Annotated in this window: 25 protein-coding genes; 21 read left to right on the top strand and 4 right to left on the bottom strand. The window is 70.2% G+C overall.

The features are described from left to right. Positions 1-13 precede the first annotated feature (13 nt). Positions 14-1,150, top strand: a complete 1,137-nt coding sequence (locus ACFVTX_RS14460; RefSeq protein ID WP_386901264.1) for an AMP-binding protein — start codon at positions 14-16, stop codon at positions 1,148-1,150. Between the two features lie 57 nt (positions 1,151-1,207). Here the strand turns inward: ACFVTX_RS14460 and ACFVTX_RS14455 are convergent, their stop codons facing one another. Further along, on the bottom strand, positions 1,208-2,707 hold the full coding sequence (locus tag ACFVTX_RS14455) for an MFS transporter (RefSeq protein ID WP_386901262.1): 1,500 nt from the start codon (positions 2,705-2,707) through the stop codon (positions 1,208-1,210). 96 nt (positions 2,708-2,803) lie between these two features. On the opposite strand from ACFVTX_RS14455, the gene ACFVTX_RS14450 reads away from it, so the two are divergent. Both ACFVTX_RS14450 and ACFVTX_RS14445 read left to right on the top strand, forming a co-directional pair. Further along, entirely contained in the window at positions 2,804-3,250 is a 447-nt protein-coding gene (locus tag ACFVTX_RS14450) for a MarR family winged helix-turn-helix transcriptional regulator (protein WP_386901260.1), read from the top strand. Between the two features lie 101 nt (positions 3,251-3,351). Then, complete coding sequence (locus tag ACFVTX_RS14445) at positions 3,352-4,338, top strand: 1,4-dihydroxy-2-naphthoate polyprenyltransferase (RefSeq protein ID WP_386901764.1); 987 nt, start codon at positions 3,352-3,354, stop codon at positions 4,336-4,338. Between the two features lie 50 nt (positions 4,339-4,388). On the opposite strand, the gene ACFVTX_RS14440 is transcribed toward ACFVTX_RS14445, so the two are convergent. Further along, positions 4,389-4,682 carry a DUF4229 domain-containing protein gene (locus ACFVTX_RS14440; RefSeq protein ID WP_386901258.1) on the bottom strand — a complete coding sequence of 98 codons (294 nt, stop codon included), beginning with the start codon at positions 4,680-4,682 and terminating at the stop codon, positions 4,389-4,391. 72 nt (positions 4,683-4,754) lie between these two features. Between ACFVTX_RS14440 and ACFVTX_RS14435 the strand changes: the two genes are divergently transcribed. The 18 genes from ACFVTX_RS14435 (at position 4,755) to ACFVTX_RS14350 (ending at position 22,815) form a co-directional block, all read left to right on the top strand. After that, positions 4,755-5,195 (top strand): PLDc N-terminal domain-containing protein, encoded by a 441-nt coding sequence (locus tag ACFVTX_RS14435; RefSeq protein ID WP_386901256.1) that lies wholly within the window; start codon positions 4,755-4,757, stop codon positions 5,193-5,195. Further along, positions 5,188-7,191: a 2-succinyl-5-enolpyruvyl-6-hydroxy-3-cyclohexene-1-carboxylic-acid synthase gene (gene menD / locus ACFVTX_RS14430; protein ID WP_386901254.1), complete on the top strand. Its 2,004-nt coding sequence runs from the start codon at positions 5,188-5,190 to the stop codon at positions 7,189-7,191. Before ACFVTX_RS14435 ends, menD begins: the two co-directional genes overlap by 8 nt. 167 nt (positions 7,192-7,358) lie before the next feature. After that, complete coding sequence (locus ACFVTX_RS14425) at positions 7,359-8,216, top strand: polyphosphate kinase 2 family protein (RefSeq protein WP_386901252.1); 858 nt, start codon at positions 7,359-7,361, stop codon at positions 8,214-8,216. 194 nt (positions 8,217-8,410) lie between these two features. Beyond that, complete coding sequence (locus tag ACFVTX_RS14420; RefSeq protein WP_386901250.1) at positions 8,411-9,652, top strand: isochorismate synthase MenF; 1,242 nt, start codon at positions 8,411-8,413, stop codon at positions 9,650-9,652. A gap of 23 nt (positions 9,653-9,675) precedes the next feature. Beyond that, the gene (locus tag ACFVTX_RS14415) at positions 9,676-10,383 is read left to right on the top strand and encodes a class I SAM-dependent methyltransferase (protein ID WP_386901248.1); all 708 of its coding nucleotides are present in this window, start codon (positions 9,676-9,678) and stop codon (positions 10,381-10,383) included. 91 nt (positions 10,384-10,474) lie between these two features. After that, positions 10,475-11,602, top strand: coding sequence for a polyprenyl synthetase family protein (locus ACFVTX_RS14410; protein WP_386901246.1), 1,128 nt, complete (start codon positions 10,475-10,477; stop codon positions 11,600-11,602). Positions 11,603-11,665: 63 nt separating this feature from the next. Continuing rightward, on the top strand, positions 11,666-13,048 hold the full coding sequence (locus ACFVTX_RS14405) for an FAD-dependent oxidoreductase (protein WP_386901244.1): 1,383 nt from the start codon (positions 11,666-11,668) through the stop codon (positions 13,046-13,048). Positions 13,049-13,126: 78 nt separating this feature from the next. Further along, complete coding sequence (locus ACFVTX_RS14400; protein ID WP_386901242.1) at positions 13,127-13,456, top strand: cupin domain-containing protein; 330 nt, start codon at positions 13,127-13,129, stop codon at positions 13,454-13,456. 28 nt (positions 13,457-13,484) lie between these two features. After that, the gene (locus ACFVTX_RS14395) at positions 13,485-14,144 is read left to right on the top strand and encodes a prepilin peptidase (protein ID WP_386901240.1); all 660 of its coding nucleotides are present in this window, start codon (positions 13,485-13,487) and stop codon (positions 14,142-14,144) included. A gap of 344 nt (positions 14,145-14,488) precedes the next feature. After that, positions 14,489-14,671 (top strand): Flp family type IVb pilin, encoded by a 183-nt coding sequence (locus ACFVTX_RS14390; RefSeq protein ID WP_386901238.1) that lies wholly within the window; start codon positions 14,489-14,491, stop codon positions 14,669-14,671. Between the two features lie 98 nt (positions 14,672-14,769). Beyond that, on the top strand, positions 14,770-15,180 hold the full coding sequence (locus ACFVTX_RS14385) for a TadE/TadG family type IV pilus assembly protein (protein ID WP_386901236.1): 411 nt from the start codon (positions 14,770-14,772) through the stop codon (positions 15,178-15,180). After that, on the top strand, positions 15,177-16,214 hold the full coding sequence (locus ACFVTX_RS14380) for a pilus assembly protein TadG-related protein (protein ID WP_386901234.1): 1,038 nt from the start codon (positions 15,177-15,179) through the stop codon (positions 16,212-16,214). Before ACFVTX_RS14385 ends, ACFVTX_RS14380 begins: the two co-directional genes overlap by 4 nt. Before the next feature lie 33 nt (positions 16,215-16,247). Next, positions 16,248-17,003, top strand: coding sequence for a Flp pilus assembly protein CpaB (locus tag ACFVTX_RS14375; protein WP_386901232.1), 756 nt, complete (start codon positions 16,248-16,250; stop codon positions 17,001-17,003). 307 nt (positions 17,004-17,310) lie between these two features. Then, positions 17,311-18,363 carry a CpaE family protein gene (locus ACFVTX_RS14370; protein WP_386901230.1) on the top strand — a complete coding sequence of 351 codons (1,053 nt, stop codon included), beginning with the start codon at positions 17,311-17,313 and terminating at the stop codon, positions 18,361-18,363. After that, the gene (locus ACFVTX_RS14365) at positions 18,350-19,870 is read left to right on the top strand and encodes a CpaF family protein (protein ID WP_386901228.1); all 1,521 of its coding nucleotides are present in this window, start codon (positions 18,350-18,352) and stop codon (positions 19,868-19,870) included. Before ACFVTX_RS14370 ends, ACFVTX_RS14365 begins: the two co-directional genes overlap by 14 nt. Then, positions 19,867-20,823 carry a type II secretion system F family protein gene (locus ACFVTX_RS14360; RefSeq protein ID WP_386901226.1) on the top strand — a complete coding sequence of 319 codons (957 nt, stop codon included), beginning with the start codon at positions 19,867-19,869 and terminating at the stop codon, positions 20,821-20,823. The genes ACFVTX_RS14365 and ACFVTX_RS14360 overlap by 4 nt, the downstream gene beginning before the upstream one ends. Then, positions 20,823-21,692, top strand: coding sequence for a type II secretion system F family protein (locus ACFVTX_RS14355; protein WP_386901224.1), 870 nt, complete (start codon positions 20,823-20,825; stop codon positions 21,690-21,692). Before ACFVTX_RS14360 ends, ACFVTX_RS14355 begins: the two co-directional genes overlap by 1 nt. Positions 21,693-21,774: 82 nt before the next feature. After that, the gene (locus ACFVTX_RS14350; protein WP_386901222.1) at positions 21,775-22,815 is read left to right on the top strand and encodes an alpha/beta hydrolase; all 1,041 of its coding nucleotides are present in this window, start codon (positions 21,775-21,777) and stop codon (positions 22,813-22,815) included. Between the two features lie 15 nt (positions 22,816-22,830). Here ACFVTX_RS14350 and ACFVTX_RS14345 read toward each other — a convergent pair whose 3' ends face one another. Beyond that, positions 22,831-23,319: a YajQ family cyclic di-GMP-binding protein gene (locus tag ACFVTX_RS14345; RefSeq protein WP_386901220.1), complete on the bottom strand. Its 489-nt coding sequence runs from the start codon at positions 23,317-23,319 to the stop codon at positions 22,831-22,833. 73 nt (positions 23,320-23,392) lie between these two features. Then, a complete protein-coding gene (locus ACFVTX_RS14340; RefSeq protein WP_386901218.1) occupies positions 23,393-24,412 on the bottom strand; it encodes a LacI family DNA-binding transcriptional regulator in 1,020 nt (339 codons plus the stop codon). Positions 24,413-24,516 lie beyond the last annotated feature (104 nt).

The raw sequence follows: 24,516 nt of genomic DNA, 5'->3' as shown, positions 1-24,516 counted from the left end.
GATGAAACCACTCATGCAGGTTTCGGCTTCGGATGTCCCGGAGCTGACGCGTTCGCTCGCCGCCGCCCTCGACGGGGGCGCGGCGGTCTGGCCGGTGCCCGAGGCCGGCCTGCCCGGTTCGCCCATCGACGTCGACGACCGCGTCGCCCTCGTCGTCGAGACCAGCGGCTCGACCGACGCCCCCAAGCGGGTGCTGCTCTCGGCCGACGCCCTCACGGCGAGCGCCGACGCCACGCACGACGCGCTCGGCTCGACCGGGCAATGGCTCCTCGCGCTTCCCGGTCACTACATCGCCGGAGCGCAGGTGATCGTGCGGGGCCTCGTCGCCGGCACCCCGACCGTGGCGCTGCCGAGCGGCGCGTTCGATCCCGCGGCGTTCGCCGAGGCATCCGCCCGCATGCTCGATCACGTGCCCCACTACACCTCGCTCGTGCCCACCCAGCTCGCGCGACTGCTCGACGCGGCCGAGCGCGACGCCTTCGTCGGGGCGGCGCTCCGCTCCTTCGACGCGGTGCTCGTCGGCGGGCAGGCGCTCGCACCCGCCATCGCCGATCGCGCCGACGCCGCGGGCGTGCGCATCGTGCGCACGTACGGGTCGAGCGAGACCGCCGGCGGTTGCGTCTACGACGGGCGGCCGATCGGCGACACCCGCATCCGCTTCGTCGACGGGCGCATCGAGCTCAGCGGCTCGAGCCTCGCCGACGGGTATCTCGACGACCCCGCACGCACGGCCGCGGCGTTCATCGCCGAACGCGGGACACGCTGGTACCGCACGGGCGACCTCGGCGAACTGGACGAGGCCACCGGGCGGCTTCGCGTGCGCGGGCGGGCCGACGACGTCATGATCTCGGGCGGTGTCAAGGTCGTGCTCGGCGAGGTCGAGCGTGCCGTGCGCCGCCTCGACGGTTTCGACACGGCCGTCGTCGTCGCCGTGCCCGACGCCGAGTGGGGCGAGCGCGCCGTCGTCGTCGTGCCGGGCGGCGTCGGCGACGAGGCATCCGACCTCGCCCGACTGCGCGAGGTCACGGATGCCTCGGGCCTCGGCCCGGCCGCGAGGCCGGTGCGGCTCGTGGTCGCCGAGCCCTGGCCCGTGCTCGCCTCGGGCAAGCCCGACCGGCGGGCCATCACGACCCTCGCCGCCGACGCCTGACGCGCCCCGCGCGCGTCCCTCTGCTCCGCACTCGCTCACCTCGAGGGTGCGCCGGGCTCAGCCCGCCGAGGGGGCCCCAGCGGTGGTCGACGCAGGTGAGGCCTCCACCTCGACATCGGCCTCAGCCAGTCTGCGTGCTTCGTCGAGGTGCGCCTGCACCTCCGCGCGCCGGGGGAGCATGAGGCTCGAGAGCGCGGCGATCGCGAACCCGGCGACGGCGACCCAGACCGAGGCCTGCAGGGCGGTGAGCAGGTGCGCCCGGCTCCAGTCGTCGCCGACCACGCCGAAGAACACCGTCGTCGAGACGGCGACACCGGCCGCGGCCCCGAGCTGCTGGAAGGTGCTGTATGTGCCCGACGCGGCTCCGGCATCCGACACCGGCACGGTGGCCAGCGCGACGTCGACGAGCGGGATGACGAGGAAGGCGAGGCCGACGCCGGAGAGCAGCATCGGCCAGAGGGCGGCCCAGCCGGTGAACGCGGCGCCGGTGTCGGCGACGACGGCGAACACCCACAGCACGCCGACCGCGAGGACTGCCGCGCCGATCGTGACGAGGACCTTTCCGACCCTGGCGACGAGCGGGATGACTGCGCCCGTGCCGACGAGCGCGCCGAGGCTGAACGCGAGGAGGTTGAGGCCCGCGGTCAGCGCGTCGAACCCGAGCCCGACCTGCAGGTAGATGATGAAGGGCAGGGTGAACGCGTTGAGCGAGCCCTGGAATGCGGCCTGGGTGACGATGCCCGCCGAGAACCCGCGATCGGCGAAGAGCGGCATCGGCAGCAGCGCCGAGCCGTCGCGCCGCATCCGCCGGCGTTCGTGCAGCACGAAGCAGGCGAGCAGCACCGCGCCGGCGGCGACCGGCGCCCAGAGCCAGGCGGGCCAGCCGAGCGACCTGCCCTCGACGAGGGGCACCATGACGGCGAGCACCACGCCGCTGAGCAGCACGACGCCGGCGAGGTCGAGTCGCATCGGTCGGGTCGAACGCGTCTCGGGCACGATGAGCGCGGCGAGCACGAAGATGGCGATGCCCACCGGGATGTTGATGAGGAACACCGTGCGCCAGCCGAGCCCCCACAGGTCGGCGTCGATGAGCCAGCCGCCGAGCACGGGGCCGACGACTGCGGCGAGGCCGCTCACGCCGCCGATGAGCCCGTACATCGGTGCCCGCTCGCGCGGGGTGAAGAGCGCCTGCACGGTCGCGAGCAGCTGCGGCACCATGAGCGCCGCGAAGAGCCCCTGCAGGATGCGGGTGGCGACGAGCACCTCGCCCGACCAGGCGGCGGCCGCCGCGGCGGAGGCGAGGGTGAAGCCGGCGACACCGATGAGGAAGACCCTGCGGCGGCCGAAGAGGTCGCCGAGTCGTCCGCCGGTGATGAGGGCGACGGCGAAGGCGAGCATGTATCCGCTCACGATCCACTCGAGCTGGGCTTCGGATGCCCCGAGGTCGCTGCCGATCGACGGCAGTGCGACCTGCACGATGGTGACGTCGAGCAGGTCCATGAACGAGGCGAAGAGGAGGATGCCGACGGCGAGGCCTCGGCGGGGTGCGGTGGTCATGTCGGCCGCCCTTTCATAGACTGAATTCGTACCGGATCGGTATAGTCCCATATTGGGACATTCCCATAACGGGAAGAATAGGAGCGTGGCGCCACGATGTCAAGCAAGGCCCAGGTCACCTCGCGCATCGTCGAGCTGCTCCAGCTCGTGATCGCCTCCTCGGTGATGACCAACGAGCGCGTCGCCCGATCGATGGGCGTGAGCGTGGTCGACCTGCAGGCACTCGGCTTCATCGCGCGCAACGGCGCACCGATGACGGCGGGGGAGGTGAGCCAGCAGACCGGCCTGCCGACCAGCACCACGACCCGCGTGCTCGACCGGCTCGAGAAGCAGGGCTACATCGAGCGCTCCACCGATCCGAACGATCGCCGGCGCGTGGTCGTGCAGCTGCGCCCCGACGCCCTGCCCGGCGCCGGCTCCGGTGGCGAGGACGATCCATACCGCGAGATCCTCGCGGGGATGCAGCGGGTGCACGAGGGGTTCACCGTCGACGAGCTCGAGGTCGTCGCGCGCTACCTCGACGCCGTCAAAGAGGTGCGCTGAGCACGTCGGCGGCCCGCCCCGCCATCAGTGCGTCCCGCCGCCAGCGCGGCCACAGGGGGCCGAACTAGCATTGCCATGTGGCACGCCCGAAACCCCAACGGATGAATCCCGCCGACGACCTCGCGAAGCGCTCGCGCACGCACGGCCGATCGGGCAACCCCGCGAAGGCGGGATCCCCGCGCAGCGGCGCCCCGGCGGCACCCGTCGGGCCGGCGACCGCCCGTGACTGGATCTCGGGGGCGCGCCTGCGCACCCTCCCGCTCGCCATCGCGCCCGTCGCGCTCGGCACGGGCGCGGGGGTCATCGCGCTCGTGGACACCCCGTGGCATCCGGCGCGTGCGCTGCTCGCCCTCGTCGTCGCGCTCGCCCTGCAGATCGGGGTCAACTACTCGAACGACTACTCCGACGGGGTGCGCGGCACCGACGACCACCGGGTCGGGCCCGCACGCCTGACCGCCTCGGGCGCGGTGAACCCGAAGCACGTGCTCGCCGTCGCGCTGTCGTTCTTCGCGCTCGCGGCGCTCGCGGGGCTCGCGCTCGTCGTCATCACGCAGCAGTGGTGGCTCATCGCCGTGGGCGCCGCCGCGATCGTGGCCGCCTGGTTCTACACCGGCGGCAAGCGACCCTACGGCTACGCCGGACTCGGCGAGCTCTTCGTGTTCGTCTTCTTCGGCATCGTCGCGACGGCCGGGTCGGCGTACGTGCAGGCGCTCACCGTGAACCTCGAGGCGTGGCTCGGCGGCGCCGGGGTGGGGCTGCTCGCGTGCGCCGTGCTCATGGCGAACAACCTGCGCGACGTCGAACAAGACAAGGTGGCGGGCAAGCGCACCCTCGCCGTGCTCGTGGGCCCGGTCGTCGGCCGCATCCTGTTCGTCGTGTTCACGCTCGTGCCGTTCGGCATCGCCGTGTTCTTCGCACTCTTCTACCCGACGGCGTGGCTCGTGCTCTTCGCGCTGCTCGCGGCGGTGCCGGCGTGCATCGTCGTCGTCGCCGCGAAGACGCCGCGCGAACTCATCATCGCGCTGCAGCTCACGAGCGCGACGGCGCTGCTGTACGGCGTGGGGCTCGGGCTGGCGTTCGCCCTGTAGCGCGGGGCGCGCCCGTGCGGGGGTCTCGGGCCGCTGGGCGGCAGCCCGGACTACTCCGCGGCGGGCTTCTCCGCGGCGAGCTCGCTCGCGTCGAGCGCGGCGTCCTCGGCTTCGTCGTCTTCGCGCACGACGGGCGTCTCGCGGTGGCGCGCGGCGTAGAGCTCGCTCGACATCGACTCGCGCTGACGGCGGAGGAACAGGAGCGAGGCGCTGAACCCGAAGAGCGCGGCGAGCAGCGTCGAGACCCAGGGGTTGACGCCGGCGAGCAGGAGGATGGCGAGCGGCACCGCGAACAGCAGGATGCGCAGCGCGGTGTACCAGATCCAGACGGGCACGGATTTCACCCTGACAGTGTAGGTGCGCAGTCTGAGGGCGGCTCCCAGCCAGTCGTGACCGGGCGAGCCTAGACTGACTGCATGAATGCGCGGCTGCTCTTCGGCCTCATCGTGGCGGTGGTGGTGTTCGTCGTCTACGCGGTCGTCGACTGCGCGCTCATCGATCGCTCCCGTATCCGCGGCATCAAGCGCGGCTGGTGGATCGTCGTGATCCTCGTCGTGCCCGTGGTGGGTGCCCTGCTCTGGTTCATCGTCGGGCGCGCTCGCGCCGAGCGGATGCCGAGCGGGCGCCTCCGCACCGTCGCCCCCGACGACGACACCGAGTTCCTCCGTCGCCTCGGCGACGACGCGGTGCAGGCGGAGCGCATCCGTCGCCTCGAAGAAGAACTCGCCGAGCTCGACGGCGAGACGGATGCCTCGGCCGACGGCCCGGCCGCCGGCCACAAGGCCGAACCCGGCAAGCGTCCCGACAACCCCGAAGCTCCCGGCGAGTCCGGCCAGTCGCCGCGCCCGAATGCCTGAGCCGGCGCCGAGCGGCCCGGCCGCGCCGGTCGCGCCGTCGTCTGCGTACGCGGTGGCGCTCCTCGGCGGGCTCGTGCGTGCCGGCGTCATCGACGTCGTCGTCGCCCCCGGTTCGCGGTCGCAGGCGCTCGCGCTCGCCGCGGCCGAGTTCGAACGGCAGGGGCTCGTGCGCTTGCACGTGCGTCTCGACGAGCGGGGTGCGGGGTTCCTCGCGCTGGGCCTCGCGGTCGAGTCGGGGCGCCCCGCGGTCGTCATCACGACCTCGGGCACGGCGGTCGCGAACCTGCACCCGGCGGTGCTCGAGGCGCATCACTCGGGAGTACCGCTCGTGCTCCTCACGGCCGACCGCCCGGCGGAGCTCCGCGGCATCCGCTCGAACCAGACGACGATGCAGCCCGGGATCTTCGCCGGTGCCGTGCGCCTCGAGCTCGATGCGGCCGCGCCCGAGGGTGCGCCCGGCGAGGAGCGCGTCGCCGAGCAGCTCGCCCGAGACGTCGTCGCCGCCGCGCTCGGACGCGACGCCGAGGGGTCGTTCGTCGCGCACCCCGGGCCCGGCCCGGTGCACCTCAACCTGCAATTGCGCGAGCCGCTCTCCTCGCCCGTCGATGCCGAGACCATCGCCCGTGCGACCGAAGGCATCGCTGAGTCGCGTGCCGACGGTGACGCCGACGCGGTCTCAGCCGCTGCCGAGGCACTGCCCGAGGCATCCGGCGTCCTGATCGCGCGGGGGCCGCGCACCCTCGTCGTCGCGGGTGCGGGCGCAGGCCCCGAGGCCGAAGCCTTCGCCCGTGCGGGCGACTGGCCGCTCGCGGCCGAGGTCACGAGCGGCGCGCACTTCGGCCCGAACCTCGTGGTCGCGTACCGCGAGCTGCTGCGCGAGCCGGGCTTCGGCGACGTGGTCGAGCGGGTCGTGGTGTTCGGGCATCCGACGCTGTCGCGCGAGGTGCCGGCGCTCGTGCAGCGCGACGACGTCGAGACGATCGTCGTCGCCCCGTCGGGCATCGAGTGGTTCAACCCCGGCCGCCGGGTGCACCGTTTCGAGCGTGCCGTGCACGCCGACCCGGTGAGCGCGGCCGCCCCGCAGACCTTCGAGGAGCGCACCTGGGTGCGCCGCTGGGTGCATGCGAGCCGCATCGCCGTCGAGTCGGGGCTGCCGACCGCGGCGCCCGCCGTCGCGGAGGGCATCGACGAGACGGGCCACGTCGGCGATCTCGAACTGCACCGCGAGTTCATGCGTGCACAGCTCGCCGCCGCCCGGGCGCCGATCACGCGCCGCATGCTCGTCGACGCCATCTGGGGTGCGACGTGGCCGCACGACCGGCTCGTGTTCGGGGCATCACGGCTCATTCGCGACGCCGACCGGGCGGTGCCCGGCCGCCGCATCGCCGTGCACGCGAACCGCGGTCTCGCGGGCATCGACGGCACGGTCGCGACCGCGCTCGGCATCGCCATCGCGAGCCAGTCGGATGCCCCCGCGCCGCACCCGCACGAGGGGCCGCGCGCCGAGGCGGCGGCCATCGAAGACCTGCCGGCCGAGGCGACGCCGGCCGCGGCGTTCGGCGATCTCGCCGCGGCGACGGGCACCGACTTCGCCTCCGAGCTCGCGCACGCCGAAGCGGTCGAGCGGGTCGTCGCCGCCCGCCCCGCATCGGCGGTCGCGTCGGCCGGCGTCACGCGGGCGCTCATCGGCGACCTCACGCTGCTGCACGACGTCGGCTCGCTGCTGCTCGGCGCGGGGGAGTCGCGACCGCGACTGCTCGTCATCGTCGGCAACGACGGCGGCGGCACGATCTTCGACGCGCTCGAGGTCGCCGGGACGGCGCCCGCCGACGCCTTCGACCGGGTGCAGTTCACCCCCCAGCACGTCGACCTCGCGGCGCTCGCCGCCGCCTACGGCTGGACGTACGCGCGCGCCACCACCCGGGCGGAGCTCGACGAAGCCCTCGGCACCCGCGTCGACGGCCCGACCCTCCTCGAGGTGCCGCTGCCGCGCTGATCCGCCCTGCGGCACTACGTCACTGATGCGCGCCTGGTATCGGGTGCGCGATGCCAAGCGCGTATCAGTGACGTAACGCTCACCGGGCGGGGGCCTTGCCCCGTGGCATCCGCGCTCGGCAGGATGTGAGGAGCACCGCGGCGCCGCGCCGCTGCAGAGGGGGCGCAATGAGTCGCGAAACGTTCTGGACCGCCGACCCGGCCGACACGCTGAGGGTCGGCGAGGGGTTCCGGCTCGACGGGGTCGACCCGAACGGGCACCCCGGCTTCGACGGAGACAAGGACGATGCGAAGGAGGCCCTCGCCGAAGGCGCAGGCATCCTCGCCGAACTGCAGGAGCAGCTCTTCGCAGGCAGTCGCATGGGCGGCGACAAGCGTCGCATCCTGCTCGTGCTGCAGGCGATGGACACCGCGGGCAAGGGCGGCATCGTGAAGCACGTCATGGGCGCCGTCGACCCGCAGGGCGTGCAGCTCGCCGCGTTCAAGAAGCCGACGGAGGAAGAGCTCGACCACGACTTCCTCTGGCGCATCAGCAAGCAGACGCCAGGGCCGGGCATGATCGGCGTGTTCGACCGTTCCCACTACGAGGACGTGCTCATCGGGCGGGTCCGCGAGCTCGCGCCGCCCGCCGAGATCGAACGCCGCTACGACGCGATCAACGAGTTCGAACGCGGGCAGATCGCGAACGGCACGACGGTCATCAAGGTGATGCTGCACATCTCGCTCGACGAGCAGAAGCAGCGACTGCAGGAGCGTCTCGAACGCCCCGACAAGCACTGGAAGTTCAACCCCGGCGACATCGACGAGCGGCTCCTCGCGCCCGCGTACCGCGACGCGTACCAGCGGGTGTTCGATCGCACGTCGACGGCGGATGCCCCGTGGTTCGTCGTGCCCGCCGATCGCAAGTGGTACGCACGGCTCGCAGTGCAGCACCTCCTCATCGACGCGCTCGAGGCCATGAACCTCTCGTGGCCCGCCGCCGACTACGACGTCGCCGAGCAGCAGGCGCGGCTCGCCGCAGATTGAGCCCGCTGGTTGAGGAGCGCCGACACGGAGCGGCGACGCGTCTCGAAACCTCGTCGTTCGGGTCACCGGGTTTCGAGACGCGTGCTCCTGCGTCGCGCGCTCCTCAACCCGCTCGACATTCGTCTCGCGGTTTCGAGACGCGTGCTCCTGCGTCGCGCGCTCCTCAACCACCGGGTGGCGCGTAGGCTGGTTCGGTGAGTCAGACGCACCAGGCGCGCCTCGTCGTCAGGACGGTGGCCGTCGATGAGACCGAACCGCTGATTCCGCGCACCGACCCGCGGCGCCCGCTCGTGTGGATGCGTCGCGGCGAGGGCATCGTCGGGCTCGGCGAAGTGCTGCGCATCGAGACGACGGGTGAGACCCGCATCGAGGACGCGGCGGCCGCGTGGACCTCGCTCGCCGGCGAGGCCGACATCGACGACCGGGTCGGCCTGCCCGGCACGGGGCTCGTCGCGTTCGGCGCCTTCGCGTTCGCCGACGAGTCGGCCGCGACGAGCGTGCTCATCGTCCCCGAGCTCGTCATCGGCCGCCGCGACGGCCGGGCGTGGGTGACGCGGATCGGATTCGAGACGCCCGCCGAGGTGACGATCCCCGAGCCCGCCCCGAAACGGCAGGTGCCGCGCGTCGCATTCGCGGCGGGATCGTTGCCGCCCGAGGCATACGAGTCGGCCGTCGCCGAGGCGGTGCGCCGCATCGACGCCGGCGAGTTCGAGAAGGCGGTGCTCGCCCGCCAACTCGTCGGCACCCTGAGCGACGACGCCGGCCTGCGGGCCACCATCAACCGGCTCGCCGAGGACTACCCCGACACCTGGGTCTTCGCCGTCGACGGACTCATCGGCGCGAGCCCCGAGACGCTCGTGCGGGTCGACCACGGCACCGTCTCGGCACGGGTTCTGGCGGGCACAGCGCCGCGGGGCGCCGGCGAGGCATCCGACCGTGATCATGCGGCCACGCTCGCGGCGAGCGAGAAGAACCTCGCCGAGCACGCGCTCGCCGTGGCGAGCGCCGTGCAGACCCTCGCCCCGCACACGACACGGCTCGACACGAGCCCCGAACCGTTCACCCTGCAGCTGCCGAACCTGTGGCACCTCGCGACCGACCTCAAGGGCACCCTCGGCGACGGGTCGAACTCGCTCGACCTCGTCAAGGCGGTGCACCCGACGGCCGCGGTCGCGGGCACGCCGCGCACGGTCGCGCTCCGCGCGATCGCCGAACTCGAAGGCTTCGACCGCGGCCGTTACGCGGGCCCCGTGGGCTGGGTCGACGGCGGGGGCGACGGCGAATGGGCGATCGCGTTGCGCTGCGCGCAGGTCGACCCCGACGGCACCGTCACGGCATATGCCGGATGCGGCATCGTGCACGACTCGGTGCCCGCCGAGGAGCTCGCGGAGACCGAGATGAAGTTCCGCCCGATCGTGGAGGCCTTCGGAGGCTGACCGACCGCCGGTAGAATCGAAGGATGACCCGCGCAGACCTCGGCAAGGACCCCCGCGAGGTGTCGGCGATGTTCGATCGCGTCGCCGCCGCGTACGACCGCACCAACAACGTGCTCTCGGTCGGCAACGCCCCGCTCTGGCGGGTCGCGACGACGCGCGCCGTCGACCCGAAGCCGGGCGAACGCATCCTCGACGTCGCTGCCGGCACCGGCACCTCGAGCGCGAGCCTCGCGAAGTCGGGCGCCTCGGTCGTCGCCGCCGACTTCTCGCCGGGCATGATCGAGGTCGGTCGCAAGCGGCAGGCGCACGTGACGAACCTCGTCTTCGTCGAGGCGGATGCCACGAAGCTGCCCTTCGAGGACGATTCCTTCGACGCCGTCACGATCTCGTTCGGCCTGCGCAACGTCAACGAGCCGAAGCGGGCGATCGCCGAGTTCTTCCGCGTGACGAAGCCGGGCGGGCGCCTCGTGATCTGCGAGTTCTCGCACCCGCCGGTCGCGTTCGTGCGCTTCGGCTACAACGTCTACCAGCAGTACGTGATGCCGCCGCTCGTGAAGCTGTCGAGCTCGAACGACACGGCCTACGAGTACCTCAACGAGTCGATCAACGCGTGGCCGGCGCAGCCCGAGCTCGCCGCGTGGATCCGCGAGACCGGGTACACCGACGTGGCGTGGCGCAACCTCACGATGGGCGTCGTCGCGCTGCACCGCGGCCGCAAGCCCGTCGCGTAGCCACCCGCGCCCGACATCAGGGCGAAGCCCGTGACATCCGTTCGCCGTCGCTGACACGGGCGCGCATGCGGGCACCGGTAGGCTGGTGAGCGTGAAACCGAGCCACCCGGTCGCCCGTCGCGGCTCCGCGCTCGCCGCCAACCTGGGTCTGAGCGAGCGGGTCTTCGCGTCCGCCGCCGACAAGGCCATGGCGCGGGCCATCGATGCCGGCATCGAACGCGTCGAGGCGGGCCTCGTCCGTGAGGTGCAGTTCGCCGACTCCATCGCGGACGTCTCCACCCGGTACCTCCTCGAGGCCGGCGGCAAGCGGGTGCGCCCGATGCTGACGCTGCTCACCGCGCAGCTCGGTGCGGGGGCGACCGACGACGTCATCACCGCCGCCGAGGCGATCGAGATCACGCACCTCGGCTCGCTGTACCACGACGACGTGATGGACGATTCCGACCGCCGCCGCGGCGTGCCCGCGGCGCATGCCGTGTGGGGCAACTCGGTCGCCATCCTCACGGGCGACCTGCTGTTCGCTCGGGCCAGCCAGCTCATGGCGAGCCTCGGCGAGCGGGCGATCCGCATGCAGGCCGACACCTTCGAGCGGCTCGTGCTCGGCCAGCTGCACGAGACCGTCGGCCCGACCGACGGCGACGACCCGATCGAGCACTACATCCAGGTGCTCGCCGACAAGACGGGCTCGCTCATCGCGGCGGCCGCGCAGTCGGGGGTCGTGTTCTCGGGCGCCGACCCGGCCTTCGAGGCCCCCATCGTCGAGTTCGGCGAGAAGATCGGCGTCGCGTTCCAGCTCATCGACGACGTCATCGACCTGTCGCCGCAGCCCGAAGAGACCGGCAAGGTGCCCGGCACCGACCTGCGGGCCGGCGTGGTGACGCTGCCCCTCCTGAGGCTCGCTGAGATGGCGAAGTCCGACGAGGCATCCGCCGATCTGCTCGCCCGCATCGAGCGCGACGTGATCACCGTGAACGTGACGGCCGCCGATCTCGGCGACCCGCTCGACACGAACACGCTCGCGTCGCGCATCGTGCCGTCGCGGGCGACGGTCGACGCGATCGTCGCCGAGCTGCGCGAGCACGAGGCGACCCGGGCGACGCTCGCCGAGGCGCACCGTTGGGCCGCCGAAGCGGTCGAGGCGCTCGCGCCCCTGCCCGAAGGAAGTGTGAAGAAGGCGCTGACGCGATTCGCGGAGACGGTCGTCGAGCGCCACAGCTGACGACGGCGGCGCCGACCGCGCAGCGCCCAGAGGACGAAGCCGAGTGACGAAGCGAGGAGAGACGTGACGAGGAACAAGCTGCGACTGGCGATCGTCGGTGCGGGCCCGGCCGGCATCTATGCCGCCGACATCCTGCTGAAGGCCGAGCGCAACTTCGACGTCTCGATCGACCTGTTCGATCACCTGCCGGCGCCCTACGGACTCGTCCGCTACGGCGTGGCCCCCGACCACCCGCGCATCAAGGGCATCATCACGGCGCTCCGCGAGGTGCTCGACCGCGGTGACATCCGCATCTTCGGCAATGTGCGCTTCGGCGAGGACATCACGCTCGACGACCTCAAGAAGCACTACAACGCGGTCATCTTCGCGACCGGTGCGGTTCGCGACGCGTCGCTCAACCTCCCCGGTATCGAACTCGAGGGCTCGTACGGGGCCGCCGAGTTCGTGAGCTGGTTCGACGGGCACCCCGACTTCCCGCGCACCTGGCCGCTCGAGGCCAAGGAGGTCGCGGTCATCGGCAACGGCAACGTCGCGCTGGATGTCTCGCGCATCCTCGCGAAGCACGTCGAAGACCTGATGCCGACCGAGATCCCCGCGAACGTCGCCGCCGGGCTCGCCGAGTCGCCCGTGACCGACGTGCACGTCTTCGGTCGCCGCGGCCCGACGTCGGTGAAGTTCACCCCGCTCGAACTGCGCGAGCTCGGCGAACTGCGCGACGTCGACATGATCGTCTACGACGAGGACTTCGACTACGACGACGCCGCCCGCGCGGCCGTGTCGGGCAACAAGCAGGTCTTCGTCATCGACAAGGTGCTGAACCAGTGGCGCCAGCGCGAGGTCGGCAAGGCGTCGCGCCGCCTGCACCTGCACTTCTTCGCCAAGCCGCTCGAGATCATCGACGACGGCAACGGGCGCGTCGGCGGCATCCGCTGGGAACGCACCGTCTCCGACGGCGCGGGCGGGGTCGTCGGCACCGGCGAGATCCGCGAACTGCCCATCCAGGCGGTCTACCGCGCGGTCGGCTACTTCGGTTCGCCGCTGCCGGGCATCCCCTTCGACAAGAAGTTCGGCGTCATCCCGAACCACGAGGGCCAGGTGCTCATCCGCGACAAGGAGACCGGCGAGGCGCGCCAGATGTACGGCGTCTACGCGACCGGCTGGATCAAGCGCGGCCCCGTGGGCCTCATCGGCCACACCAAGTCCGACGCGATGGAGACCATCAAGCACGTCATCAACGACCTCGGCAACTGGTGGCGGCCCGAGTCGCCGTCGGAGGAATCGGTGATCGAGCTGCTCGAGTCCCGCGGAATCCGCTGGACCGATCTCGACGGCTGGCACCGCCTCGACGAGCACGAGCAGGCGCTCGGCGCCGCCGAGGGGCGCAAGCGCGTGAAGGTCGTGCCGCGCGACGAGATGGTGGACATCTCGGTCGGCGAGGTCGCGTAGCGGCCCCGATGGTCGAGGAGCGCCGGCGCGAAGCGTCGACGCGTCTCGAGACCCCCGTCACCGAGAGAAGGGCGCCATATGACCGACTCGTTCATCGTCGTCGCGACCGCCGCTGACGAGATCGCGGCCGCGCACCCCGTCGAGCCCGCCCGCATCAGCACCGCGCGCCTGCTGAAGGCCGACGGCGTGCGTCTCATGCACCTCGCCCTCGACGCGGGCGAAGCGCTCACCGAGCACACCGCCGCGGTGCCGATCACGGTGCAGTGCCTCGAGGGACGGTTCCGTTTCGAGGCCGACGGCCGGGTCGTCGAACTCGCGCCCGGCGGCATCGTCTACGTCGCGGCGCGCGTGCCGCACGCGGTGCACGCGCTCGACGCGGGGCGCCTGCTGCTCTCACTGCACGGCTGAGCGGCCGGGCGGCGCTACGCTCTCCACCATGCCCCTGATCGTGCCGCTGACCGCGCTCGCACTCGCCGCGGTCGGGTTCGCGCTCGGTTGGTGGCCGTTGGCTGCCTGGTCGGCCCATTCGATCACCGGCGAGCGGATGCCACGTCGCGCGACCCTGCGGATCGCCGCCGCCGCGACGACCGCGGCGACCTTCGGCGTGCTCGGCCTGCGCTTCGGTCTCGACTGGGTGCTGCCGGCCCTCCTCGCCTTCGCCGCGTGCGCCACGGTGCTCTCGATCGTCGACCTCGTCGAGAAGCGCCTGCCGAACGCCGTGGTGTTTCCGGCGCTCGGCGCCGTGGCGGTGCTGCTCGTGCCCGCGACCTGGGCCACGGGTTCGTGGATGTCGCTCGTCTGGGCTCTTGTCGGCTCGGCCGCGATGTTCGCCGTGTACTTCGTGCTCGCCCTCATCTCGCCGTCGTCGATGGGCATGGGCGATGTGAAGCTCGCCCTCGTCATCGGGATGCTCGCCGGCTGGTTCGGGCTGACGGCGTGGCTCGTCGCGCTGCTCGCCGCATTCGTGATCGGGGGAGTCCTCGCGATCATCGCGCTCATCCTGAAGCGGGTGACGATGCGCGGGTCGATTCCGTTCGGGCCGTCGATGCTCGCGGGCGCGCTCGTGGCGGTGCTGCTGGTGGGACCGGTGGGCTGACCGATCGCACCTCGGCGGTCGAGTAGCGAGCGAAGCGAGCGTATCGAGACCCCCGCACCCCGCCCTCTGAACCGGGGTACACCTGTACCCCGATACCCGGGTACGCCTGTACCCCAACGTTGTACCCCGTTAAACCCCCAGATTGGGGGGCAAGGTATCGCATCTTGCGCGAGAAACGGCCGATCGGGGGCATTCGTTGCGTCGATGAGGGGGTGCATCCCCCAAAGTGGGGCATAGGGCACCGGGAATGCGGTGGCTACCTTTCATGTCACCGCATGTACCCGCATGCGGGATGCACCACCCGCTTGGGAGTGCAGGTGTCCCATAACCCGAAGGGGTCCCTCATGCTGAAGGCATACGCCCGCGCTCGTGCGGTCATCAATTCCGTCCGTTCCAACGAGGAGGGCGCGACCGCGGTCGAGTACGGCCTCATCGTCGCCCTCATCGCCGTCGTGATCATCGCGGCGGTCACGCTCGTCGGTACGAACCTCGACCTGATCTTCGACCAGATCGCAGCAGCCCTCTAAGACGGCATCTCGTCGTCACTGTCGGCACGCCGCGAGGTGAGTCGAGTTGGGGAACCGCTGGAATGCGGTTCCCCAATCTGGGTTTTCGAGAGGTCGGAATGAATCAGAAGAAGCAAGGCCGGGAACGTGGCGCAGCGGCGGTGGAATTCGCGCTGGTGCTGCCGCTGCTCCTGCTCGTGATCCTCGGGATCTTCGAGTTCGGCCGGCTCTTCAACATCCAGCTCGTCGTCGCGAACTCGGCGCGGGAGGCCGCTCGGGTGATGGCGATCGAGGACAACGTCGGTACGGCGAAGGCTGCCGGCGTCGCAGCGACCGCCGGTGTTCTGAACCCCGTTCTGACGGTGGGCGACATCTCGATCACGCCGGGCTCATGCGAGGACAACCCCGGAATGCCGGTGACGGCGACGGTGAACTACGAGACGTCGCTGATCGTGCCGGGCTTCTGGGATCTGGTGACCGGCGACGACTTCGTCATCGAAGGCAAGGGGCAGATGATATGCGGCGGATGATTCGCAAGCTGCGCCGTGAGCGCGGTGCATCAGCGGTGCTCGTCGCGGTCATGCTCGTACCTCTCATCGGAGCCGGGGCGATCGCGGTCGACGTGGGCGCACTGGTGTCCGAGCGAACCGAGCTGCAGAACGGCGTCGACGGCGCTGCCCTGGCGCTTGCCGCGGCATGCGCGAAGAACGAGGCGACCTGCGCGAGCGGTGCGACCGCGACCGCGCAGTCGTACGTCGTCGGCAACACGACCTTGCCGTACGACCCCGTTGCGAACGCGCCGAGCCTGAACACGGCGGGCAACGTCGTGACGGTGACCGCCGGTGCGGATGTCGATCACTATCTCGCGCGCGTGTTCGCCGGGGCGGGAGCCGAGACGGTCCATGCGTCGGGGTCCGCCGAGTGGGGCACGCCGGTCGCCGGCAGCACGCTCCCCCTCGCGATCGGGGCGTGCGAGTTCGAGGAGTTCCCGCCGATCGATCCCAACGCGACACCCACGAAGATCCTCGTCGAATACAACACGGAGGCGCGCCGCGGCTGCGACCCGACCTTCTCGCCCGGTGGCTTCGGATGGCTCGATGCCGTCGACTGCCTCGCCGACATCGACCTCACGGCCGGCTCGGTCTGGCACAAGGCCGATCGCGGCAACAACCTGTCCAAGAGCGGTTGCGATGTCGGGAGCGGTGATCCCGACACCGACCTGGCACTCCGGCTCGGAAGCACCGTGCTCATCCCGATCTACGACTCGTTCAAGAAGGTCAACGGGACGTGTTCCGAGGCCAACAACGCCAGCGGCGGAAAGATCTGCTTCCACATCGAGCAGTTCGCCGCGTTCGTGCTCACGGGCTTCAAGCTGAGTGGCCCGAACACCTACACCGATCCGACCGCGCCGCGCTGCAATGGCAGCTGCCGCGGTCTCCAGGGGTACTTCGTGAAGTACGTCTCGGTCGACGAAGCGTTCGAGCTCGGCGACGGCGACGGCGAGGGACTCAGCGTCGTGCGCATGATCATCACCCCCGAAGAACTCGCCGGCCTGCTCGACTGATCCACCCATCCGCCCTACCGAAAGCACGCAGCCATGAAGACCCGAATCATCGGGGCGATCATCGCCCTCGTTCTCGCGATCGTCGGTGCGTTCGCCCTCGTCGTCTACGTCCGGGGGGCCGATGCCCGGGCCGCAGAGGGTGCCGAACTCACCGATGTCTACATCGTTCAGGAGACGATCCCGAAGGGGACCGCCGGCGAAGTCGTCGATGACTTCGTGAAGCTCGACACTGTGCCGAACCGCAACCTGGTCGAGGGAGCCGTCACCGACCTCACCGTGCTCGACGGCCTCGTCGCGGATGCCGATCTCCTGCCCGGCGAGCAGTTGGCGGAGGCTCGATTCATCGATCCCCTCGAACTCGCCGCACGAGGCGAGGTCCCGGTTCCCGAGGGCATGCAGGAAGTCACCATCACGGTGCCCGCCGACCGGATGGTGGGCGGTGCGGTCCAGCCCGGAAGCACCGTCGGCGTCGTCTACACGACGAGTACCCAGTCGCTGCAGGCGAACGAGGACAAGGCGATCACCCAGTACATCTTCCACCGCATGCTGGTGACGAGGATCGTCGCGGGTGCAGATGTCGCGGTCGACGAAGACGACGAGAGCGCTGCTCCGCAGATGGTCAACACGTTCCTCGTCACCATCGCGGCGACGACGCCCCAGGTCGAGAAGATCGTCTACGGTGCTGAGCAGCAACAGGACGGCAACGGTGGCATCTGGCTGACGCTCGAGCCCGAAACCGCAGACCAGGGCGGCTCGACGCCGCGCTCCGGCGAGAACATCTTCGGGTGATCCGGTGGGTACGCCCCCCTTTCTGCTGGTCAGCCGCTCGGCCGAGTACGAGACCCGACTCCGGTCGGTGCTCGGCGAGCGCCTCACCGTCGTCCCCGGCGAGTTCCTCACCTTCGGTCCCGAGGCGGTAGTCACCCGAGTGCCCGAGGCGCCCCGGATCGCACTGCTCGGTCCGGTCCTCAACTACGAGGAGACGAGGGGACTCGTCGCGGCGCTCACCGCGAAGCATCCGACGCTCGGGCTGATCGTCGTCAGGGAGCAGCGCTCCGATCTCGAAGACTGGGTCGACGAGCTCGCGCTGCACGCGGTGCTGAACCCAGACGCCACCGACGAGACCACACTGGCACTGCTCGATCGCCTGGCGGCCTGGCTCGTCGCGAACGGCCATGCCGAGACTCAGGATTTCGATGCGCCGCCGGCGTTGGAGATCGACGACATGCCCTTCGTCGCCCTGAGCGAGGCTGATGTCACCAGCGTGGTCGATGCGCCGGCGGAAACCGTGGTCGAGGAGACATCGGAGGAGGAACTCGAGCCGGAGCCGGCTGCTCCGGAATGGGAGTTTCCGCCGATCGAGGCCGGAGTCCCGACCGAGGCGATCGCCGTCGTGGCGCCGAAAGGTGGGCAGGGCAAGACAACCATCGCGATCAATCTGGCGACGGGGCTTGCCGAGATCGCCCCGAATTCGGTGGTGCTCGTCGACGCCGACTTGCAGTTCGGCGACATCACCGCAGCGCTCGCGCTCGCGCCCGAACGCACCATCGTCGACGCCGTCGCCGACGCTGCCGCCGACGAGCTCGTCCTGAAGACCACGCTCACGCACCACGACGACGGCTTCTTCGTCGTCGCGAGTGCGCCGTCGCCGGAGCTCGGTGATCAGGTCGCACCGGCAGCCCTCGCCGAACTCATCGACCGGCTTCGCGAGGCGTTCCGCTACGTCGTCATCGACACGACGCCGGGCTTGGGCGAGCACACCCTGATCACGCTCGAACACGTCACCGATGCGATCTTCGTGACGAACATGGGTGTGCCGAGCCTGCGGGCCACCCGCACCGAGTTCGAGCTGCTGACGAAGATCGGGCTCATGCCCAGCAATCGGCATGTTGTGGTGAACCAGACCGACAAGAACAGCGGGCTCACGATCAAGGACGTCGAGAACATCATCGGCACCCGGGTCGACATCGAGGTGCCGAAGTCGTCGGCGGTGCTCTTCGCCTCCAACAAGGGCGTGCCGCTCATCCACGACGACGTGCGCGACCCGGCGGCGAAGGCGATCCGTTCGATCGTGCTCCGCATCGCACCCGAGGCGTTCCCCAAGCGCAGCAAGATCCAGAGAAAGCGGCGGACGAATGAACCTGAATGAGCGTCTGAACGCGCTCCGCGCGGAGCGCGAAGCTGCCGATCCCTTCGCGCCGACGTCCCAACGGTTGCCGGCGGATCCCGATGCTTCCGAGCCTCCCGAGGGCCTCTCACCGTCGATCGCGCCAGCAGACGCGTCGGCCGGCGACGGTGAGCAGCCGTCATTCCGGCAGCCTGCCGTGCCGAGAGCGATGCAGGTGCGGCCCGTCGGTTCGGTCGATCCGCTGGCCGCAGTGAAGGAGAAGGCCGCCGAAGAGCTCTTCGGCCGCATCGGATCCCGGCTCAACGACCCGACCATGACCGAAGAACAGCTGCACATCCTCGCGCGTGCGGAGCTCGCCGAGATCGTCGCGGGTGAGCAGCTCGCGCTCTCGACGGCCGAGCGCAATCGGCTCATCGACGACATCGGCGCGGATGTGCTCGGGTACGGACCGCTCGAGCCGCTGCTCGCCGACCCGAGCGTGAGCGAGATCATGGTCAACCGGTTCGATCGGCTCTACGTCGAACGGAACGGCCGCCTGCAGGAGACCCCGCACCGCTTCACCGGCGAACCGCAGTTGCGGCGGGTCATCGAGCGCATCGTGGCGAAGGTCGGCCGGCGCATCGACGAATCCTCGCCGCTCGTCGATGCACGTCTCGAAGACGGTTCGCGCGTGAACGCGATCATCCCGCCGCTCGCCGTCGACGGCGCGTCACTGACGATCCGGAAGTTCGCGGGGACCCCGTACACCGTTAATGATCTCATCGGGTTCGGCAGCCTCACTCGAGAGGTCGCGACGGTGCTCGACGCCGCGGTGCGCGCGAAACTGAACATCCTGGTGTCGGGCGGAACCGGCACCGGAAAGACGACGTTGCTCAACGTGCTCTCGGCGTTCATCCCCGCCGACGAACGCATCATCACCATCGAAGACGCGGTCGAACTGCAACTTCAGCAGGACCACGTCGTGCGTCTCGAATCCCGCCCGCCGAACATCGAAGGGCGCGGTGAGATCACGATCCGCGACCTCGTGCGCAACTCGTTGCGAATGCGTCCCGACCGCATCGTCGTCGGCGAGGTCCGTGGCGCCGAGTCGCTTGACATGCTGCAGGCGATGAACACCGGTCATGAAGGGTCGATCTCGACGTTGCACGCCAACTCGCCGCGCGACGCGATCTCGCGCATGGAGACGCTCGTGCTCATGGCGGGCATGGAGCTTCCCCTCCGCGCAATCCGGGAGCAGATCGCCTCCGCGATCGACATCATCGTGCAGATCTCGAGGCACAAGGACGGGGTGCGGCGCATCACGAGCGTCACCGAGGTGCACGGCATGGAGGGCGATGTGATCACCCTGCAGGACGCGTTCAGCTTCGACTACTCCGCCGGATTCGATGAGGAGGGACGGCTCCGAGGGCGCATCGAACCGACCGGAGTGCGGCCGCGATTCGCCGAGCGGATCGCCGACCACGGCATCGCGCTCCCGATGTCGCTCTTCCAGGTCGTGCATCACGACATGCTGGGAGAGATCCGATGAATCCGATCATTCTCGTCGTCGGCATCGCCATCTGCCTCCTCGCGCTGGTGGTCCTGGTGCTCTTCGTCATTGCGCCGCAGGCTCCCAGGGTCGCGCGCGAACGGCGGCTCGCGCCGGGTGAGCAGCACGTCTCCACGCTGACGAAGCTCACCGACCGGACCACGGCGGCGATCGAGTCCGCGACGTCGAACCGTTCGGGCGGAATGTTCAGCTCCGAGGTGCTCGAACTCGCCGGGATCAAGACGGATCGGTCGGGCGTTCTCGTCCTCGTCGCCTCCGCGACGAGTGTGATGACGCTCATCGGGGTGCTGCTCGGCATCGCGAACGGCAGCTGGTTCCTCCTCGCGATTCTGTTCGGCGCGGCGACCCCGTTCATCTTCAAGCTCGTTCTCGTGATCAGAACCTCGCAGCGTCAGGCGAAGTTCGCCGACCAGGTCGATGACACGGTGCAGATGCTCGCGGGTGGATTGCGGGCCGGTCACGGACTCAACCGCACGATCGGGGCGGTTGCCGCCGAGGCGGAGGAGCCGACGAGCGAGGAACTCGCGCGGGTGGTCAACGAGACTCGACTCGGGCGGAACCTCTCCGAGGCGCTCACGAGCACTGCACGACGGATGAAGAGTGCCGACTTCGAATGGGTGGCGCAGGCGATCGCCATCAACCAGGAGACCGGTGGAAACCTCGCCGAAGTGCTCGACCAGGTCGGCCGCACTATTCGCGAGCGCAACCAGATCAGGCGTCACGTGAAGGCGCTCAGCGCGGAAGGTCGTTTGTCGGCGATCGTGCTCGTCGGACTCCCCATCGGCGTGTTCCTGTTCCTCCTCGTCGTCCAGCCGAACTATCTCTCGGTGTTCTTCACGAGCGTCTACGGGATCATCGCGCTCGTCATCGCGGCGATCCTCATGATCGTCGGGACCATCTGGATCTCGTTCACGGTGAGGGTGAAGTTCTGATGTTGACCTGGGTGATGTTGGGGGTGGCGCTGCTCACTGCGATCGCGTTCGCGGCGTTCGTTTTCCTGCTCTTCCCGGCCCGAAAGACCGTGGCCGCGCTCTCGGACGAGGCCGGCGCCGTCGAAGAACCCGTGCAGCGCGGCACGATCGGCGCATCGCTGATCGCCGCGGCACCTCGCGGCTACGTCGGATGGATTGAGAAGCAGATCATCTTCGCCGGTCGCCCGATCGGGTGGACCCTCGGTGGGATCATCACATGGAAGCTCGTGCTCGGCGTCGTCGGCGCCGTGCTCGGCACGATGTTCGCATTCTCCGGCGGCATTCAGCCGATCAAGGTCCTGCTCGCTGTCTTCGCGGCCGTCCTGTTGTTCTTCCTCCCCGATGTGTTGATCAACAGCCGAGCCCATGACCGCCAGGAGGCGATCCGACGCGCACTGCCCGACACGCTCGATCAGATGACGATCGCGGTCGAGGCCGGTCTCGGCTTCGACGCGGCCATGGCGAAGTCCGCCCGAAACGGGCATGGACCTCTCCCCGAGGAGCTCATCCGCGTGCTCCAGGACATGTCGATCGGCCGTACACGTCGTGACGCATTCCTCGAACTCGAGGCTCGGACGAACTCGCCCGACCTCCGGCGGTTCGTTCGGGCGGTGATCCAGGCCGACGCCTATGGCATCGCGCTCGGCGACGTGCTTCGGGTCCAGGCTGGAGAGATGCGCCTGAAGCGCCGGCAGCGCGCCGAGGAGCAGGCGCAGAAGGTCACGGTCAAGATCCTGTTCCCGCTCGTGTTCTGCCTGCTTCCCGTGCTCATGATCGTCGTGATGACCCCGGGCGTGATCGGCATCATCAACGCCTTCAGCCCGCAGTAGCCGCGACGACCACCCGTGGTGCGAACGGACGACCTTTCGGGGCCGTCTCGATAGGCTGGCCTCGCGACGAGGGGAGGGCGGCGTGGCGGAGACCGATGCGAGCCTGCGCAGCACCGAGCTCATCGAACCGAACACCTGGCGCCCCGACCTCCTCGGCGACCGCTTCGAGCAGCTCACGCTCCCGCTCGGCGAGGATGCCGAGGGCGAGGTCGTCGCGACCCTCGTGCGGTACCGCCCGCGGTGGAAGCTGCGGTTGACGCCGGGCGTGGCATCCGGCGCCGACGTGCTCTACGTGCACGGCTGGAGCGACTACTTCTTCAATCCCGAGCTCGCCGAGTACTGGGCCGGGCTGGGCGCACGCTTCTACGCGCTCGACCTGCGCAAGTACGGGCGCAGCCTGCGCCCGTGGCAGAAGCCGGGATTCATCGCCGACCTCGCCGGGTACGACCCCGACATCGCGGCCGCGCTCGCGGCGATGGGGCAACCGGATGCCACGGGCTCGCCCTCGGCGCCGCGCTCGAGCCGCCCGTTGATCCTGCTGGGGCATTCGACGGGCGGGCTGACCCTGTCGTTGTGGGCGGCGCGGCACCAGGGCCGGGCCGCGGCGCTCGTGCTCAACAGTCCGTGGCTCGAGTTCCAGCTGAGCAAGGTCGGGCGTCAGGCGCTGCTGCCGATGATGGAGCTCGGCGCGCGCGTCGACCCCCTCGCACCGCTGCCGAACGTCGACCTCGGGTTCTACACGCGGGCCGTGGCGCGCGAACAGGGCGGCGAGTGGGAGTACAACCACGATTGGCGACCCGACCGGGGGTTCGCGACGTCGCCGGCGTGGCTCATGGCGGTGCTCGCGGGGCACACGACGGTCGCCGCCGGCATCGACGTCGGCGCGCCGGTGCTGACGCTGCTGTCGGCGCGCTCGTCGCTGCTCACCCGCTGGGACGAGTCGATGCGGTCGAGCGACAGTGTGCTCGTCGTCGACGAGATCGCCGAGCGGGCGTTGAAGCTCGGCCCGTCGGTGACGGTGCAGCGCATCGACGGCGCCCTGCACGACGTGTTCCTCTCGAGCGAGCCCGCGAGGTCGGCCGCGTACGCCGCGATCACTCCCTGGCTGCGCGGCTACCTCTGAGCGCGCGCCGCGGGCTCAGCGGAAGTTCGTGAACTGCAGGGCGACGTCCAGGTCTTTGCCCTTCAGCAGCGCCATCGTCGCCTGCAGGTCGTCACGGCTCTTCGACGAGACACGCAGTTCGTCGCCCTGGATCTGGCTCTTCACGCTCTTCGGCGCCTCGTCGCGGATGATCTTCGAGATCTTCTTCGCGTTGTCGCTGTCGATGCCGTTCTTCAGCGCGATCTCGATGCGGAACTCCTTGCCGGAGGCGTACGGCTCGCCCGAGTCGAGGGCCCGCAGCGTGATGCCGCGCTTGATGAACTTCGACTCGACGACCTCGAGCACGGCCTTCACCCGCTCCTCGGTCTGCGCCTTGAGCAGGATCTTCTCACCGCTCCACTCGACCGACGCCCCGACGTTCTTGAAGTCGTAGCGCTGCTCGACCTCTTTCCGCGCCTGGTTGACGGCGTTCTCGGCCTCCATGTGGTCGACCTTGCTCACGATGTCGAACGTTGCATCTGCCATGCAGACCAGTCTACCGAGGCGCGATTTCAGACGATCGGATGCCACGGCGCGCGCGCCGAGGCATCCGCCCGGGTCATTCGGGGGGTCGTGCCGTCGACGACCGAACCCGGAGCTCGTACGGCAGCGGGTGCGCGGCGGGCGGGGGAGCGGCGCCGACGCCGGGCTCGAGCTCGTCCATGAGGATGTCGACGGCCTGCTCGCCCTGCAGCCGCGGGAACTGGGCGACCGTCGTCAGCCCGAAGAAGTCGGCGAGGTCGTGGTCGTCGATGCCGATGATCGACACGTCGCGCGGGACGACGAGGCCGAGGTCGCGGGCGGCGAGGATCGAGCCGATCGCCATCTCGTCGGACGCGGCGAAGATCGCCGTCGGCCGGTCGTGGGGGGCGCCGAGCAACTGCTTCGTCGCGTGGTAGCCGCCGCGGATCGTGAAGTCGGCCGGCGCGAACAGTCGGGCGTCGGGCTCGATGCCCGCGTCGCGCAGCGCCCCCTCGTAGCCGAGGCGCCGGTTCGTCGGCAGGTGGAAGTCGACGTCGAACTCGAGATCGCCGCCGATGTGCGCGATGCGCCGGTGGCCGAGGCCGATGAGGTGCTCGGTCGCGAGGCGCGCCACCGCGACGTCGTCGATCGTGAGGGTGCGCACCCCGGGGATGGGGCCGCCGACGCCGACGAGCGGCTTGCCGAGTTCGTGCAGCCGCGCCACCTCGGGCTCGGTGAGTTCGAGCGATACCGCGATGACCGCGTCGACCCGCTGCCGCAGCAGGAAGTGCTCGAACACGCTCGAGCGCTCGTGCCCGTCGCCGGCGAGGTTGTAGAGGGTGAGGTCGTAGCCGTGCCGCAGCAGCGCCTGCTGCGCGCCCTCGAGCACCGAGGAGAAGAACCACCGGTTGAGGAAGGGGATGACGACGCCGATGTTGCGGGTGCGCCCCGACGCCAGGGAGGAGGCGTTCGACGAGACGACGTAGCCGAGGCGGGCCGCGGCATCCTGCACCTTCGCCTTCGACGCGGGCGAGACGTGCCCGCGGCCGCTGAGCGCGCGCGACACCGTCGCGGTGGAGACCCCCGCGAGTTTCGCGACCTCTTCGATGCCGGCCATGGCTCCTCAACTCCCCGTAACCGGTTGGAATCCTACCGTTCGCACCCGCCGCTGCCCGTTCGCACCCGCCGCTCCGCGGCGCGGCGCGTTGTACGCGTGGCTCG

It is taken from the genome of Agromyces sp. NPDC058136, assembly GCF_042884375.1.
GTDB lineage: Bacteria > Actinomycetota > Actinomycetes > Actinomycetales > Microbacteriaceae > Agromyces.
This window is presented reverse-complemented; position numbering and strand designations above follow the sequence as displayed.

Excerpts from the sequence above, each read along its gene's own strand:
- ACFVTX_RS14460 (WP_386901264.1), top strand. The coding sequence starts at position 14 with ATGCAGGTTTCGGCTTCGGATGTCCCGGAGCTGACGCGTTCGCTCGCC.
- ACFVTX_RS14455 (WP_386901262.1), bottom strand. The coding sequence starts at position 2,707 with ATGACCACCGCACCCCGCCGAGGCCTCGCCGTCGGCATCCTCCTCTTC.
- ACFVTX_RS14450 (WP_386901260.1), top strand. The coding sequence starts at position 2,804 with ATGTCAAGCAAGGCCCAGGTCACCTCGCGCATCGTCGAGCTGCTCCAG.
- ACFVTX_RS14445 (WP_386901764.1), top strand. The coding sequence starts at position 3,352 with ATGAATCCCGCCGACGACCTCGCGAAGCGCTCGCGCACGCACGGCCGA.
- ACFVTX_RS14435 (WP_386901256.1), top strand. The coding sequence starts at position 4,755 with ATGAATGCGCGGCTGCTCTTCGGCCTCATCGTGGCGGTGGTGGTGTTC.
- menD (WP_386901254.1), top strand. The coding sequence starts at position 5,188 with ATGCCTGAGCCGGCGCCGAGCGGCCCGGCCGCGCCGGTCGCGCCGTCG.
- ACFVTX_RS14425 (WP_386901252.1), top strand. The coding sequence starts at position 7,359 with ATGAGTCGCGAAACGTTCTGGACCGCCGACCCGGCCGACACGCTGAGG.
- ACFVTX_RS14415 (WP_386901248.1), top strand. The coding sequence starts at position 9,676 with ATGACCCGCGCAGACCTCGGCAAGGACCCCCGCGAGGTGTCGGCGATG.
- ACFVTX_RS14400 (WP_386901242.1), top strand. The coding sequence starts at position 13,127 with ATGACCGACTCGTTCATCGTCGTCGCGACCGCCGCTGACGAGATCGCG.
- ACFVTX_RS14395 (WP_386901240.1), top strand. The coding sequence starts at position 13,485 with ATGCCCCTGATCGTGCCGCTGACCGCGCTCGCACTCGCCGCGGTCGGG.
- ACFVTX_RS14390 (WP_386901238.1), top strand. The coding sequence starts at position 14,489 with ATGCTGAAGGCATACGCCCGCGCTCGTGCGGTCATCAATTCCGTCCGT.
- ACFVTX_RS14385 (WP_386901236.1), top strand. The coding sequence starts at position 14,770 with ATGAATCAGAAGAAGCAAGGCCGGGAACGTGGCGCAGCGGCGGTGGAA.
- ACFVTX_RS14380 (WP_386901234.1), top strand. The coding sequence starts at position 15,177 with ATGATTCGCAAGCTGCGCCGTGAGCGCGGTGCATCAGCGGTGCTCGTC.
- ACFVTX_RS14375 (WP_386901232.1), top strand. The coding sequence starts at position 16,248 with ATGAAGACCCGAATCATCGGGGCGATCATCGCCCTCGTTCTCGCGATC.
- ACFVTX_RS14365 (WP_386901228.1), top strand. The coding sequence starts at position 18,350 with ATGAACCTGAATGAGCGTCTGAACGCGCTCCGCGCGGAGCGCGAAGCT.
- ACFVTX_RS14360 (WP_386901226.1), top strand. The coding sequence starts at position 19,867 with ATGAATCCGATCATTCTCGTCGTCGGCATCGCCATCTGCCTCCTCGCG.
- ACFVTX_RS14355 (WP_386901224.1), top strand. The coding sequence starts at position 20,823 with ATGTTGACCTGGGTGATGTTGGGGGTGGCGCTGCTCACTGCGATCGCG.
- ACFVTX_RS14345 (WP_386901220.1), bottom strand. The coding sequence starts at position 23,319 with ATGGCAGATGCAACGTTCGACATCGTGAGCAAGGTCGACCACATGGAG.
- ACFVTX_RS14340 (WP_386901218.1), bottom strand. The coding sequence starts at position 24,412 with ATGGCCGGCATCGAAGAGGTCGCGAAACTCGCGGGGGTCTCCACCGCG.